Source organism: Hyphomicrobiales bacterium (genome assembly GCA_017642935.1).
In the GTDB taxonomy this organism is placed as follows: Bacteria; Pseudomonadota; Alphaproteobacteria; order Rhizobiales; family MH13; genus MH13.
On the sequence record JAEPOK010000001.1, the window covers coordinates 553,694 to 568,849 of the forward strand.

General features: G+C 60.8%; 12 protein-coding genes and 1 pseudogene. 4 read left to right on the forward strand and 9 right to left on the reverse strand.

The genetic code is table 11. The features are described from left to right. Position 1 precedes the first annotated feature (1 nt). Genes JJ917_02580 through JJ917_02600 form a run of 5 tightly spaced genes read right to left on the reverse strand, consistent with a single transcriptional unit; the run spans position 2 to position 4,178 of the window. Positions 2-1,471 carry a mannitol dehydrogenase family protein gene (locus tag JJ917_02580; GenBank protein ID MBO6697697.1) on the reverse strand — a complete coding sequence of 490 codons (1,470 nt, stop codon included), beginning with the start codon at positions 1,469-1,471 and terminating at the stop codon, positions 2-4. Then, positions 1,468-2,937, reverse strand: coding sequence for a glucuronate isomerase (gene uxaC, locus JJ917_02585; protein ID MBO6697698.1), 1,470 nt, complete (start codon positions 2,935-2,937; stop codon positions 1,468-1,470). The genes JJ917_02580 and uxaC overlap by 4 nt, the downstream gene beginning before the upstream one ends. A gap of 27 nt (positions 2,938-2,964) precedes the next feature. Beyond that, the gene (locus tag JJ917_02590; protein MBO6697699.1) at positions 2,965-3,240 is read right to left on the reverse strand and encodes a hypothetical protein; all 276 of its coding nucleotides are present in this window, start codon (positions 3,238-3,240) and stop codon (positions 2,965-2,967) included. Continuing rightward, positions 3,206-3,808, reverse strand: a complete 603-nt coding sequence (locus tag JJ917_02595; protein ID MBO6697700.1) for a DUF2953 domain-containing protein — start codon at positions 3,806-3,808, stop codon at positions 3,206-3,208. Before JJ917_02595 ends, JJ917_02590 begins: the two co-directional genes overlap by 35 nt. Before the next feature lie 10 nt (positions 3,809-3,818). Then, entirely contained in the window at positions 3,819-4,178 is a 360-nt protein-coding gene (locus tag JJ917_02600; protein MBO6697701.1) for a hypothetical protein, read from the reverse strand. A gap of 272 nt (positions 4,179-4,450) precedes the next feature. Between JJ917_02600 and JJ917_02605 the strand changes: the two genes are divergently transcribed. Together JJ917_02605 and JJ917_02610 are read left to right on the forward strand one after the other, a co-directional pair. Further along, positions 4,451-4,936, forward strand: a complete 486-nt coding sequence (locus JJ917_02605) for a fasciclin domain-containing protein (protein ID MBO6697702.1) — start codon at positions 4,451-4,453, stop codon at positions 4,934-4,936. Positions 4,937-5,205: 269 nt separating this feature from the next. Further along, a complete protein-coding gene (locus tag JJ917_02610; protein MBO6697703.1) occupies positions 5,206-5,922 on the forward strand; it encodes a GntR family transcriptional regulator in 717 nt (238 codons plus the stop codon). Here JJ917_02610 and JJ917_02615 read toward each other — a convergent pair. The 3 genes and pseudogenes from JJ917_02615 to JJ917_02625 all read right to left on the reverse strand — a co-directional run bounded on the left by JJ917_02615 (position 5,919) and on the right by JJ917_02625 (position 12,536). Further along, on the reverse strand, positions 5,919-6,797 hold the full coding sequence (locus JJ917_02615) for a transglutaminase family protein (protein MBO6697704.1): 879 nt from the start codon (positions 6,795-6,797) through the stop codon (positions 5,919-5,921). The two genes, JJ917_02610 and JJ917_02615, sit on opposite strands and share 4 nt — an antisense overlap. Further along, positions 6,794-9,214 (reverse strand): circularly permuted type 2 ATP-grasp protein, encoded by a 2,421-nt coding sequence (locus JJ917_02620; GenBank protein MBO6697705.1) that lies wholly within the window; start codon positions 9,212-9,214, stop codon positions 6,794-6,796. The genes JJ917_02615 and JJ917_02620 overlap by 4 nt, the downstream gene beginning before the upstream one ends. Positions 9,215-9,220: 6 nt before the next feature. Beyond that, positions 9,221-12,536, reverse strand: a pseudogene (locus JJ917_02625) (transglutaminase family protein). Positions 12,537-12,659: 123 nt separating this feature from the next. On the opposite strand from JJ917_02625, the gene JJ917_02630 reads away from it, so the two are divergent. Together JJ917_02630 and JJ917_02635 are read left to right on the forward strand one after the other, a co-directional pair. Beyond that, positions 12,660-13,685: a DMT family transporter gene (locus tag JJ917_02630; protein ID MBO6697706.1), complete on the forward strand. Its 1,026-nt coding sequence runs from the start codon at positions 12,660-12,662 to the stop codon at positions 13,683-13,685. A 29-nt stretch (positions 13,686-13,714) separates the two neighbouring features. Beyond that, complete coding sequence (locus tag JJ917_02635; protein MBO6697707.1) at positions 13,715-14,338, forward strand: helix-turn-helix transcriptional regulator; 624 nt, start codon at positions 13,715-13,717, stop codon at positions 14,336-14,338. A 23-nt stretch (positions 14,339-14,361) separates the two neighbouring features. Here JJ917_02635 and JJ917_02640 read toward each other — a convergent pair whose 3' ends face one another. Then, entirely contained in the window at positions 14,362-15,141 is a 780-nt protein-coding gene (locus JJ917_02640; protein MBO6697708.1) for an SDR family oxidoreductase, read from the reverse strand. Positions 15,142-15,156 lie beyond the last annotated feature (15 nt).

The window sequence follows — 15,156 nt, forward strand, 5'->3', positions numbered from 1 at the left end:
TTCAACTGTCAGATGCATGCGCGGAGATCGTCGCCCGCGCGCCGTCCTGTTGCAGCTGCGCGAACTTGTCGGTCACCGTGCGCACGAATGCTGGTTCGTTGGGTAGGTCAGTTCCGAAAATCTGCATAATGCCTAGGAATGCCTGAACGGTCTCAACGGCATTGGTCGAGGGTATCTTGGCAAAATCATCGGCCATCGGGTCACGAACGTCGATCGCGTTACCCTGCTCGTCGGCACCCAAGGCGTAGCGCATCCAGGCGGCAACACCGAGCGCCAGACGGTCAAACGACTGGCCTGAATCGAGGCGGTCGCGAATGGTGCCGAGCAGGCGTTGTGGCAATTTCTGCGAACCATCCATGGCGATCTGCCAAGTGCGATGTTTCAGCGCCGCGTTGGAAAATCGCTCAAGCAGCGCGTCGCGATAGGCGATCAGATCGACCTCCGGCGGCATAGACAGCGTCGGCTTGATTTCCTCGGTCATAAGGTCGCCGATCAAGCGTTTAAAGGACGGGTCGGCCATCGTATCGGCCACGGTCTCATCGCCTGCAAGGTACCCGAGATAGGCCAGCGTCGAATGGCTGCCATTGAGCATGCGAAGCTTCATTCTTTCAAAGGGTTCGACGTCCTCGGCCATCGTTACGCCGTGCGCTTCCCAGTTGGGCCGACCGAGGGTGAAATGGTCTTCAACGACAAATTGCGTGAACGGCTCCGTGATGACCGGCCAGGCATCTTGCACGCCAAGGGCGCGATCCACGGCGACGCGGTCCTCGTCCGTTGTCGCTGGCACGATGCGGTCAACCATCGTTGACGGGCAGGTGACCTCGCTGGCGAACCAGTCGACCGCGTCCGGTGCTTTGTGTTCCAGGAAGTCGGCGAGCACCTGTCGTACCGTTTGCCCGTTCGACGGCAAATTATCGCAGGAAAGGATCGTAAACGGCGCGATGCTTGCCGCCTTGCGCGCGAGCAAGCCGTGCGCCAACCATCCGACGGCCGTCCTTGGAAAGTTGGCTGTTGTGAGATCATGCGCGATGTCCGGATGGTCAGCGTTGAGCCGTCCGGTCGCCGGATCGTGGCAGTAACCTTTTTCGGTCACAGTCAGGGAAACAATGCGAATGGCAGGGTCACTCAGACGCTCGGCCACGCTTTCAGGGCTTTCCGGGGCGACGATGAGGTCTTTGACCGCGCCAATAATCCGAGGCGTAAGTCCTTGTGAGGATTGGACGCCAAGCGTGTAAAGCCCGTCCTGCGGGCCGAGCGCATTTTTGGTTGCTGAGGATCGCAGGCTGACCCCGCAAATACCCCAGCGCGGATCATCGGGCAGGCAGGCATCGACATAGCTTGCCATATGGGCCCGGTGGAAGGCGCCGATGCCCAGATGGACGATACCCAGCGTCACGGCCTGGCGATCATAGGCCGGCGCTTCGACTGATTGTGGCAGTGCATTGAGCGTTTCCGCGGACAGGCGGGTCATAGCTTGTAGGCCCGTTTGGCGAGCCCATAGGCAAGATCGTGTGCAACCTCGAAGGCTTCGTCCTCGTCAAGACGATGGTCGGCGACGCGCTCAGCCAAAAATCCGCAGTCGATGCGGCGGGCGACGTCGTGGCGGGCCGGTATAGACGGGAAGGCGCGGGTGTCGTCGTTGAAGCCGACGGTATTGTAGAAGCCGGCTGTCTCGGTCACCAGTTCGCGGTAGCGCTTCATGCCGTCCGGCGCGTCGAAGAACCACCAGGCCGGGCCAAGGAACAGGCAAGGATAGTGTCCGGCGAGCGGCGCCAGCTCGCGTGAATAGGCGGTTTCATCCAGCGTGAAGACGATGACCTTCAGATCTGGCGCATTGCCGACCTTGGACAACAAAGGCTTCAGCGCATCGACATAATTGGTGGGCGAGGGGATGTCGGCCCCCTTGTCGCGACCGAAGCGCTGAAACAGCGGGCCGTTGTGGTTGCGATGGGAACCCGCATGGATTTGCATGACAAGACCGTCACCGAGACTCATCACCGCCATCTCGGTCAGCATCTGCGCTCGGAACAGCTCTGCATCCGCGGCATTGGCCGGTCCAAGGGTGACGCGGTTGAAAAGCGCGCGTTTGTCGGCCTCAGACAGATCAGCAGTTCTGGCAGTCGGGTGGCCATGATCGGTCGAGGTTGTGCCGATCAGTTTGAAATAGGCCCGGCGTTTGCGATGCGCTTCAAGATAACCGTCCCAAGTCAGGCAATCCTCGTCCGTGAGGCTTGAAAGCGCCTTGAGGTTGGAATGAAAGCCTTCAAACTCCGGGTCGATCACGGCATCGGGACGGTAAGCGGAAATGACCTTACCGGACCAATCGGTCGCTTGGATGGCCTTGTGATGTTCAAGAGGGTCGAGGGCACTTTCGGTGGTCGCGATCACCTCCAGATTGAAGCGTTCATAGAGCGCGCGGGGGCGATAGGCATCGTCAGCCAGACAGTCGGCAATTTGGTCGTAAACAGCGTCAGCATTTGACGGACTTAGGCGCTGCGTGAGGCCAAAAAGGTCCGAAAAAGCATGGTCGAGCCAGAGCCGTGTCGGAGTGCCTCGAAACAGGTGATAGTGCTCGGCGAAAGTGCGCCAAATCGCCCGCCCATCCGCTTCGACAGGCGAGCCATCGGCGGTCGCAATGCCGAGTTTCTCCAGCGACACACCCTGTGAATAGAGCATCCGGAAAACGTAATGATCGGGCACTACGAAAAGCTGGGCCGGGTCGGGAAAGGGCTCGTTTTCTGCAAACCAAGCCGGGTCGGTGTGGCCGTGGGGCGAGATCAGGGGCAGGTCTTTGACCGAGCTATAAAGCTCGCGGGCGATGGCGCGGGTTCTTTGCTCCACGGGAAAGAGCCGATCGTCATGGAGCACGTTTCTTTTTCCCCCTCGCCAACACCGTTCATCCACCTGCACAGCGGTGCATGGATGCGGCTTTTTCATTGCCCGATTGAATATCGGCTGGCGGCCTTAGGGTCCAGTCGTGGAGGGGGTAGGCTCTGCGCTCTCTTTAAACGCAACCAAGGCGCCCGGGCAGAGCTGTTCGATCATGTCGGTATCCATTGGCGCGCCGGACATATCGGTAACGGACACACTGCCGGCGTCATCGATCAAGATGGCCAGCGGTTTCTTCGATAGCCAAATGCCTAACCCCTTGAAACAATTGGTGGTCGCGCGCTTGGTTTCGACCAAAACGGCGACGCGTTGCCCGTTAAGCTTGGGTCCGAACTGCAAGCTGATCGTCATTGCGTGCGCCTTTCGGTCTCCAAAGATCGAGGCCAAACCTGACGAGCGGCGGAAGCAGGCGGATGGGCGTGACCTTCACCGTCAGGTCGAGCTGACCGGCCAACCGGGCTTGGTCAAAATCAGGCTGCAGCTCCAGATGGCAGCCGGTCCAGTTGCCCAGTCCGTATCGCCAAGGCGCCAACTGTCCGAAAAGGGCGCCGGTGTCGGCAGGATCGCCGAGCCCGACAATCGCGTGCGCTCGAAAGTGCTCGATCGCGATTTCCTTTTTGAGGTCTTTCAGTAGATTTGGGATGGCCCGCATCCAATCCAGTTTGCGACCCGGTTTGTCCTCGCGTTTTGTCGCCTTGTCTCGCTTCCTTTTGGCCTTCTTTGCTTTCTTTTTCTCGGATGGAGCATCGCTGCGATAAACGGGAAACGCTGGAACCAGCCCGTTCCCAAGCGATGCCCGCACGGTCAGCAAAAGATGCGGCTCGCTCTCGGCATGAGCGATGAGGTGCACTGGCAGCGACACAATAACGAGAATTGCCGCTGCCAGCGCGACCAGAACCCAGAGCGCGACCGCGATCATTTGCCAGCCGCTAGCTCTTGGCGCCGGAGTCTGACTTGCGTTCTTCCTGAAGTCGAATGGCGCGCGCGGCCGTGTCGGCAACCAATTCGGCAACGTTGGAGACCGCTCCTCGCACGGATTCCACGCGAGCGCCGTCCTTATCGAAGATGATCGCGCCAAGCGGCTTGATGCCGCCACCGCCACCCGTGCCACCACCGGTTCCTGTTTTACCGCCGGTGTTGCCGCCGGCGCCAAATCCAAATCCGTAGCTGACGATGGGGATTACGGTGGCGCCCTCGCGCTCAATCGGATCGCCGAGAACGTTCTTCGCATTGAGCAGCTTGTCGAGCTCCTCCACGGTTCCCTTCAGCAGCGTCTCAACATTGTCCATCGTTCTGGTCCTTCTCCTAGCATCTGATGAGCGGACCGGAACCTAGCGCGCGACTTTGTCCTGGCACTGACAATTGTCAGCGGGCGATCACGCACGTTCACAGGCGCGTGATGTCGCAAACCGATTGTCGGTTGGTGGCGTACGCCTCTCGTCAACAGCATGGTCGTGTCTTCCAAAAGGCGCGGGACAATCGGGGTGCTGACGACATGACCCGCTCACCATGACCGTCATGCCGAGCTCACCAACAATCGTTGTCTAGGGAGACACACTCTATGCGTAAACTGATCCTCGCCCTTGCTGGCACCACCATGATCGCGTCTGGCGCCCAGGCTGCCAATGTCGTTGAAACCGCCTCAGAAGCAGGTATTTTCAACACTTTGCTTGCCGCTGCCACCGCGGCTGGCCTTGCCGATGCACTGGCAACAACCGACAACATCACCGTGTTCGCGCCTACCGATGAAGCCTTCGCTGCATTGCCAGAAGGCACGGTCGACTCGCTCCTGCTTGAAGAAAACCGCGATCAGCTCGTCGCGATCCTGACCTATCACGTACTGCCGCGCGAGCTGCGCTCGACCGACCTGCCGGGCCGCACGATTCCAGTTCGCACGCTCAACACTGCTGACACGCTGCGCGTCACCAAGTCTCACGGCTCTGTGACTGTCGATGGTGCCAACGTCGTGTCCGCCGACATTCATGCGGACAATGGCGTGATCCATGTCATCGACTCGGTGCTGATCCCCGACGCGAACGGACACTAAGGTTTCCGACTGAACGTCTGTTTCGGCCAACTTCGATAGTTCGGACCGGGTGGCTAACGTCGCCCGGTCCGTTTTCTTTTGGCGCTCTGCCCATTAGGCTATTTTTCCACGCCACCCGTCTCCAGCCTCGGCTATCAATGTCACGCTCGCCGATCAAAGCCATCAGCCCGCCCGCGCCGCCACCCGTCACTTTGACGGTTCCGTTGCCGCGACTTCCGGTGCAACCCCGGCAGGGCCCACGAGAACAAGGCTCGGTCTGGCGGTCCATTGTGGAAACGCTGCGCGATCCCATTGAAACGGGCGAGTGGCCCGCCGGTGCGAAACTGCCTATCGAGTTGGAATTGGCGGCGCATTTTCGGGTTAATCGGCACACCGTGCGTCGTGCCCTTGCTGAGCTTGCTCGCGACGGCCTGGTGGCGACCACGCAGGGGCGCGGCACCTTCATCACCGCCGGTATCAAAGCCCAGTACCGCGTGAACACCAACAGCCCGCTGTCCGATACCAACTGGCTCAACGTCGAAGAGCTCACCAGCGCATTTGTGCGCCATCGCAAGGTGGAGGCTGGAACCCGAATGGGCCAGGATCTCGACCTTGTGCCAACTGACCAGGTGCATGAGGTCGAATTAATCCTTGGCGCTGATGGCTCGCCGCTGGCTTTGGCGACGATCTGGATGCCGACAAGATTTTTCCCGCATCTCAATGATGCTTTGCGTAAGGCTGGCTCGATCGAAGGCACGCTTAAGGCTTACGGCTTTGCCGAGCAGGTGACCCGACGCACACGGGTCATCGCACGGCTTGCTGGGGAGCGCGAATCCGCTCTTTTGAAGTCGAAAGACCCGTTGCCGATGAGTGTCGTTGAGTCTGTGATCGAGGTCAGCCAAAGCCTAGGTGCGCAGCGGCCGGTGACTACGCGGCTGATGGTCCATTTGGCGCTATGCGGGACGCGCGCCGATGTCGTGATCGGCGATGCGCCTGAGCCTGCTTAGCTGTGCTCAACGACATCCACTGACACCGTGTGGCTTTGCTCGCCGCCACCGACAACTTCACCGCGCACCGGTGGCGTGTCCTGATAATCACGCCCCACCGCCACGACGATGTGGTCCTCGCCGACCCGGCAGCCATTGGTTGGGTCAAAATCCATCCACCCGGCGTTCGGGCCCATCCAGACGGACACCCAGGCGTGCATGGCGTCGGCGCCTTCCAATCGTGGTTGGCCTGGCGGTGGGTCGGTGCGGATGTAGCCACTTATATAGCGCGCCGGGATGCCAGTGTTGCGGCAGGCGGCGATCATGATGTGCGCGAAATCCTGACAGACCCCTGCGCCGGCGGCGAACGCTGCGCCTGCGGTGGTCTCGACGGTTGTGGCCTTGCCATCATAGCGCAACTCGTTCTGGATCGCTTTGCTCATCGCGAGCATCGCGTCATCAAGTGGCGCGCCGAGATGAAAAAACCGTGTTGCAAAGATCCGCAGCGGCGCATCGGCCACCGTGTGGGAGGTCGCCCGCAGAAAATGCGCCGGGCTCTGTGGGTCCAAGCTTGCGACTTTCAGTGCGCTGGCGGCAGCATCTTCCCAACTGATCGTCGGTGCTAAGAGAGGCGTTGATCGTTCAACCTCGACGGTCGCCCGCATTGTGAAACTGATTTTCTCATGCGCCTGGTCGAGACTGAACCATTGGACGGTGTTGCCGAAGAAGTCGCTCTGCGTGCCCGTGTGCGCCGGTGACGGCGTGACCTCGACGCCTGATTGCAACACTTTCTGGTCATGGCTTTCCGCTGGCATCAACCGGGTGAGGTGATAGCTGTGGCTTGCCGGCGCAGAATAGCGATAAGCGCTCACCGATGTGATCGCGTACCTTTTCATGCTGAGATGGATCGGCCGACTTCACCGGGTGCGATGAAGGTCTGGCTGATGGCTTCGGACAATGTCGCAAGGCTGCTTTGCAGTGTGACGAGGTAGCCCCCATCGAGTTGCTCGACGCGCAGCGTGTGAATGGTGCTCCACATGGAAAAGGCCAGCCGTTGCAGGTCGGTCTGGGCATCGAAGGCCTGATGATCAATGATCTCGTTGATGTGTAGGTTAATCTTGTCGAGCTGAAAGCCGACGGAGCGTGGATTGTTGGGATCAAGGACCACCAGATCGACAACCGTGTTGCGGTCGGTGGTGATCGAATAGCGCTGGCGATAGCTCATCACGCTGTCGGCGATTTCCAGGAGCAAATCAAAGGCGCCCGGCAGCGGCTGGTCAGCTGACGAGGGTGCATTGGCAAAGTGTTGGGTCAGTTGGCAGGTGCCGATGGCCCGTTCCAGCCTTCGCCCGATTTCCAAGAACCGCCAACCTGACAGGCGGATCATGTTTTCACCGACGAGGCCAGCGAAGGCGGCCAGCATGGAAAGCGCCTCGTCGATTTGTTCCGGCGCGCTGAGACGGGCGAAGGCGTCGGTGCTCGCCCGCACCATGAAACGGTTGAGCGTCTGCCAGGCGTCGGGCGAGAACCTGTCCCGTATGGCCGAGGCCGTACGGTGGGCATCGTTCAGGATGGGCAGAAGCTGATCGGCAAAAAGCGTCGGTGTGGTTTTGGCGTCCACACACCAGTGGCCGAGTTGGTCCTCGATGGCGTGCAAGAGGGCATCCTGATCGGTAGTGCTGTCAGCGCGACGTTCCAGGCAAGCGCGGGTGAGGCGCAGGGCAAGCTGCGCGCGTTCGGTGTAGCGGCCGAGCCAGAACAGATTGTCGGCGGCGCGGGCGGGAAGGGTGCCCGGAACCCGGCGGACCGATCGTTTGCCGGGTTTCGGAAGCAGCGTGACGGGCCTGACCGGCGCATCCGATTGCACCCAGACATCGCAGGAGCGACTGCCATCCTGCATGGAAAGGGCGCGCGTGTCGTCGCTTTCGGCGACCCGGCAGAACCCGCCGGGCATAACCGTCCAACCATCGGCGGTGCGCGCCAAAAAGACCCGCAGGCTGAAGGGACGGGGCACAAGCGGTCCATCGCCGGATGCTGGAAGGGTTGGCATGGTAGAAAGGCGCACGCTTTCTTGGCTGACGCTTTCTTCTTCGCGCAGCGGCATTTCGCCTTGGCCAGTAAACAGCGTGCCGTCCATCGGAAGGCTGGTCCCAAAGGCGTTCAAACAGACCGTGTCACCATGGGCCTGGTCTGCCTTGGCGCGCATCGCAGGATCACCGCGCCACCAGGTGGCGATGTTGGGTAGGTGCAGATTTTCGCCAAGCAGATGGTTCGCCAGTTTCGGCAAGAAGGCCATGAAGGCCCGGCTTTCCAACAGCCCTGCGCCCAGCGAGTTTATGCAGGTAAGCCCACCGGATTGTACCACGTGAACAAGGCCAGGCACGCCTAGGCGAGATTCTGCGCGAAGTTCCAGGGGATCGCAGAAATCAGCGTCAACGCGGCGCCACAGCACATCGATTTGTTTCAACCCACGCACTGTGCGCACGAACAGCTTTTCGTCGCGCATGATGAGATCGCCGCCTTCCAGCAGCAAGAACCCCAGATAGCGCGCCAGAAATGCCTGTTCGTAATAGGTTTCGTTGTACGGTCCGGGCGTCAACAGGCCGACACGCGATGCGTCGACACCTTTCATGCTTCCCAATGCCTCGCGAAAACGCTGAAAAAAACGCGCCAGCCGAACCACGCGCAAGCTGCTGAGGTCCCGGCCGTTGGCACGGCTGGTCGCCAGCCGGTTTTCCAAGGCGTAGCCGGCACCCGATGGGGCCTGTGTTCGGTCGCCGAGCACCCACCACCGGCCATAGGGGCCACGGCCCAGCTCCACGGCGATGTAATGCAAATGGTGGCCGCCCTTCGGCAGGGCGCCGACCAGCGGGCGCAGGAAGCCAGGGGCGCCGGCAATCAGCGAGGCGGGGATATGGCCCTCGCGAACCAACCTTTGCGGGCCGTAAAGATCGGCCAGCACGCGTTCCAGCAGATTGGCGCGCTGAATAAGCCCGCGTTCCAGGGTTTGCCATTCGTCAGCGCCGATCACCAGCGGGAGGTGGCTCAACGGCCAGGGACGTTCCACGCTGCGATCATCGCCATAGACGCGGTGGGCGACGCCATTGTCGCGCAGATAGCGGTCGGCGGCTTGTCGCCGTGCGCTTTTGTCGACGTCCGATTGGCGGCTCCAAAGATCGATGGCGTCGCGCCAGGCTGGCCGAACCGCGCCGGTATCATCAACGCATTCGTCAAAGGCTTCCGGCAATGGCGCATAGCCATCGAGAAGGCCGCCTTGGGCAGGCGTTAGCTGTGCTGGCGCAGGCCTTTCCATCGTGACCTATCGCGTTTCGTCCGGCGCAGGCGTGCGCAGATCCAGCGTATAGGGAAAATAGGAGTTGGCCTTTTCCTCTTTCACTTTGACCGCCCCAGGCGTGTGTCCCATGGCTTCAAAGCGCGCCAGACGACGGGCTTCAGCCTCATAGGCGTTGACCGGCGGGGTTTCATAGTTACGCCCGCCGGGGTGGCCGACATGGTAGCGGCAACCGCCAAGCGCGCGGCCATTCCAGCGGTCGATGATGTCGAAGGTGAGGGGTGCGTGGACCGGAATTGTCGGGTGCAGGCCGCGCCAAGGCTGCCAGGCCTTGTAGCGCACGCCGCCAGCGTGGGTGCCTGATCCGGTCGCGTGCACCGGAACGAGGCGATTGTTGCAGGTGATGGCGTGGCGGGCCGGATTGTAGCCGGTGACTTCCACCTGGATGCGCTCAACGGAGCTATCGACGTAACGCGACATGCCGCCGGCGACGCCGTCCTCACCCAGTACATGCCAGGGCTCCAGAGCGCCGCGAATGGCCAGCGAGACGCCATTGTGATCGATGGCCCCCGAAATGGGGAAAGCGGAACTCGTATTGCGCGCGGTACCAGTCCGGATCGAAAGCGAAGCCCGCCTGTTGCAGGTCGCCGATAACCGAGAGGAAATCCTCCCAAAGGAAGGCGCCGAGCATGAACCGGTCGTGCAGCGCCGTGCCCCAGCGGGCAAGCGGCGGCGTTTGCGGATCGCGCCAGACCATCAGGATGATGGCGCGGATGAGAAGCTGCTGGGCCAGGCTCATGCGTGCCGAGGGCGGCATCTCAAAGGAACGAAACTCCACCAGCCCCAGGCGCCCGGTCGGACCGTCGGGCGAATAGAGCTTGTCGATGCAGATTTCCGCGCGGTGGGTGTTGCCGGTGACGTCGGTCAAAAGATCGCGAAACAAGCGGTCGACCAACCAAGGAGCCGGCGTTTCGCCCTCACCGGGATGGGGGACCTGCGCCATCGCGATTTCAAGCTCATAGAGCGTGTCATGGCGCGCTTCATCGACCCGCGGAGCCTGGCTGGTCGGACCGAGGAAAAGGCCGGAAAACAGGTAGGAAAGCGAGGGGTGGCGCTGCCAATAGGTGATGATGCTCTTGAGCAGATCCGGGCGACGCAGGAACGGGCTGTCGGGCGCTTTCGACGCGCCGACAACCACATGATTGCCACCACCGGAGCCCGTGTGGCGGCCATCGACCATGTACTTGTTGGTGCCAAGGCGGGTCTGACGTGCTTCCTCATACACCGTTTCGGTAATCTCGACGCTGTCGCGCCAGGACGAGGCCGGGTGCACATTCACCTCAATGACACCGGGGTCAGGTGCGACCTTGATAACGCTGATGCGAGGGTCGGCGGGTGGGTGATAGCCCTCGATTTGGATCGGGTGGCCGGTTTCCATAGCCGCTTCTTGGATGGCCGTGACCAATTCCAGATAATCTTCGACCGTCTTGGTCGGCGGCATGAAGGCGCAGAGCTTGCCTTCGCGCGGTTCGATGGTGAGTGCAGTACGCACATGCTGTTTGTGCGGTTCCGGCGTGCCGGTTTTGGGACCACTCACGCGGGCGCGAATGTCAGCAGGCTCGGACAGAGGCGGTTTGTCAGCGAGCGGGTCTTCCGGTTCGATGTACGGAAAGTCTTCCGGTTCCAAATGGGGTAGGGAGTCCAGCGGCAGGCGGTAGCCGACCGGGGAATCGCCGGGGACCAGGAACAAATGTTTGCGGCGCAGCGTCCAGGCCTCCGACACCCAACGTTGATCGGATTCCAGATCATCGTGGCGCGCGATGGGAAGGACGTATCCGGTTGGCACTGTCAGACCGCGATCAAAAACGCGGGCGATACGGGCGCGGTCTTCGGTGCTTGCCAGCTTTGCGTTTTCCGGTGTGACATTGTCCGGCAAGGCCGCTTCCTTGGAGAGCCAAGCCGCCGTGTCCTCGAAGGCGGCCATGAGATGGGATGAGTCTGCCCCAAGTCGCTCGGCGATCGCCAAGGCCAGCTCTTCAGCGGCTTTTGGGCCATCCTCCTTGGCAATGGCGGTATCCGGTGTTTCGCCTTCCAATGGCTCGCGCGCGAAAAGGGCGCGATCTTCCCAGATCGGCTTGCCGTCAGTGCGCCAATAGATCGCAAAATTCCAGCGCGGCAGGCTTTCGCCCGGATACCATTTGCCTTGACCGTAATGCAGGAAACCGCCCGGCGCGAATTTGTCGGCCAGCCGGTGGGTGAGTTCATCGGCGAGCTTGCGTTTCGTCGGGCCGACGGCGGAGGTGTTCCATTCCTCGCCCTCCAGATCATCGATGGATATGAAGGTTGGCTCGCCACCCATGGTGAGGCGCACATCTTCCGCCTGCAGGGCCTCATCGACCTGATCACCGACGGACAGCAGCGTTTCCCATGCTTCGTCGGCAATCGGGGCTGTGACGCGCGGACGCTCATCGACGCGACCAATCTGCATGTCAAAATGAAAATCGACATTGGCAGCGCTGGCGGCGCCTTCGATCGGCGCTGCGCCCTCATAATGCGGTGTGCCAGCGAGCGGGATGTGGCTTTCTCCGCAGAGCAGGCCTGAGGTTGGGTCAAGGCCGATCCAGCCGGCGCCGGGGATGTAGACCTCTGTCCAGGCGTGCAGATCGGTGAAATCATGGTCGGTGCCGGCCGGACCATCCAGTGCCTTTTCGTCCGGTTTCAGCTGGATCAGATAGCCAGAGGTGAAACGCGCCGCAAAGCCGAGATGGCGCAACAGATGGACCATCAACCATGCGCTATCCCGGCAGGACCCTCGGCCGATTTTCAGTGTATCTTCGGGTGTCTGGACGCCTGGTTCCATACGGATGATGTATTCGACGGCGTCGCTCACCTTTTGATTCAAGCCAACAAGAAAAGTTGTTGTGTTTTGAGGGCTTGCGTCGATGCCTTGCAAAAATGAATCAAACAGATCGCCCTGCGGTTCGACTTGTGAATAGGCCATCAGGTCGCGCTTCAGGCGCTCATTGTAGACGACCGGTAGTTCCTCGCTCTCGGGCTCGACAAAGAAATCGAACGGGTTGATGATCGCCATATCGGCGAGCAAATCGACTTCAATAGAGAACTCCATCACCGGCTCGGGAAAGACGACACGGGCAGCCCAGTTGCCGTGCGGGTCCTGCTGCCAGTTGATGAAATGACCTTCGGGTTTGATCGTCAGCGCATAAGAGGGAATGCGCGAGCGGGTATGCGGGGCAGGGCGCAGGCGAATGAGCTGCGGACCGAGCGTGACCGGACGGTCATAGCTGTAGCGCGTGGTGTGCGTGAGCGAGGCAAGCAGGGACATGAAGGACCTTTGGCAGGCGCCCGGGCGGGCGAATTGGGGGGCAGTGGGCGCGCTTACGAGGCATCGCAACCGGACCCTAGGTTAGAGAGGCTCAACGCGACCTGCCAGTGGAAAGTTCAACCGATGGCGGATGCGGTGAACAGGTGCCGTGCATGGGAGGCATGCGGTCGCGGTGGTGGTGTCGATCGAGGAATCCTGCCAGAAGAACCCATTCCTCGAACATCGGACGTCCTCGTGCCCCTCGCCGGTATCGGTTTCAAGCTGCTTTCCGTTCTCGCCTTCACCTTCATGGTGACAGGGGTGAAAGTGCTCGGTGACAGCGTACCGGTGGGTCAGATCGTGTTCGCGCGGGCGTTTTTCGGCCTGATCCCGTTGGTGATCATGATCCAGTACCAGCACACTTGGTCGTCGGCTTTGGCCACCAAACGGCCGCTGGGTCATGTCGGTCGCGCGATCATCGGTGCAAGCGCGATGACGCTCTGGTTCATGGCGCTTTCCCGGCTGCCTCTACCCGATGCGACCGCGATCAGTTTTGCTCAGCCGCTGATCACGACGGCGCTTGCGGTCGTGATTTTGGGCGAAGTGGTAAGATTGTACCGTTGGTCAGCGGTTATCGTTGGCTTTGTCGGTGTTCTGATCATTCTTTCGCCCAACCTTGGACTTGTCGGCACCTTGGAGGATGAAACCCGCTCGCTCGGGGCGATGCTCGCCCTTGCATCAGCCGGGTTTATGGCCTTGGCGCAGGTCTATGTGCGCCAGCTCATCAAGTCGGAATCCACCACCGCCGTCGTCTTTTACTTTTCTGCAATCACCAGCGTTTTCGCATTGGCCACGCTACCCTTTGGATGGGTGATGCCCGATGCAACGACGTGGGCTTTGTTGATTGGCCTTGGTCTTCTGGGCGGTATTGGTCAGATCCTGCTGACCCACAGTTTCCGCCTTGCGCCCGCTTCTGTGGTCGCGCCATTTGACTACACGGCCATGATCTTTGCGCTCATCGTCGGCTACGTCCTGTTCGATGAGGTGCCTGGACTTGCCGTGCTTGCTGGATCGGTGCTGGTTGTCGGAGCAGGGCTGTTTGTGATCTACCGCGAACATCAGATCGGCATATCGCGTGAAGCAGCCTTGAAAGCGCGCACGCCAAGCTGATCAACGGTTCTGATCCAGTGAGTCTTGCCATGGCCGACAAATCCCCGCGTAACGCGCAAAGCGAAGCCGACGCGTTGGCGTTCTCCGGTCAGCTCGGCAAGACGATCCAACGGCTGCGCAAGGCCTACAATCTGTCGCTGTCGGAGCTTTCGGAACAATCGGGCGTTGCCAAATCGATCATCAGCCAAATCGAGCGCAATGAGACCAACCCGACACTCGCGACGATCTGGCGGCTGTCTCAGGCACTGGATGTGTCGATCGACCGGGTTTTGTCGGCCGCCCACGACGCTGATTTCGTGGAAGATATCCCACCCAACGATATGCCGGTGCTGACGTCGGAAGACGGCAAGATGCAGCTCACCATCATCGGCTGGTCGAAAACGGTGGAATGGCTGCAATGGTATGATGTTGCAGCCGAGGCCGGCGCGGTTCTTGAATCCGAAGGTCACCAGCGCGGGTCGATCGAGTGCCTATCGGTGCTTTCTGGCACGTTTGAAGTCATCGCTGGGCAAGAGACACGCCGCGTCGAAACCGGCGGCACAGTGCGCTATCGGTGTGATCGCCCGCATACGGTTCGGTGCCTGGAAACCGCGGGCTGCCAAAAGGGCCGCGCCACGATGGTGTGTATCCTCAAAGCGGCGGTGATGGAGTAACTCTTCCCGCTGGCCTTATAACGTCAAAAAGCCCGGCCAAGAAGTCCGCCATCCATCAAAAGATTTTGGCCTGTGATGTAGCCTGCATGGCCCGAGCACAGGAAGGCGCAGGCAGCGCCAAATTCATCGGCGGTGCCGAAACGTTTGGCCGGAATCGAGGCAATGGAACCGGCCTTGGCGTCTTCCACGCTTTTGCCGGTGCGCTTGGCCAGCGCTTCCAGATTGCCGCGCAGCCGGTCAGTGTCCATTTTGCCGGGCAGGATGTTGTTGATCGTGACATTGTGCTCGGCAGCGTTCTTGGCGACACCAGCAACGAAGGCGGTCAACCCGGCGCGCGCGCCAGAGGATACATCGAGGCCCGGGATCGGCGCCAATACCGACGAAGATGTGATGTTGACGATCCGCCCGAACCCGCGCTCCTTCATGCCGGGCAGGGCACGCTGAATGAGCATGATCGGCGTGATCATGTTCTGCTCAACGCCAGCCATGATCGCATCGGCGTCTAAAGCTTCGAATGGCTTCAGCGGTGGACCGCCATTGTTGTTGACCAGAATGTCGGGGTTCGGACAGGCGGCAAACAGCGCGTCCTGACCCTCTTTGGTGCCGATGTCCTTGGCGACCACGATCACTTCCGGCGCGCCCAAAGCCCCAAGGGCTTCGGCCTCGCTCTCAAGCTTTGCCGTGTCGCGGCCGTTGATGACGAGGTTGCATCCGGCTTCGGCCAGCGCCTTGGCGCAACCAAGGCCCAAGCCGCGGCTAGACGCGCCCACGATGGCCCATTTTCCAGCGATCTGAAGGTCCATAAAACTCAGTCTTTC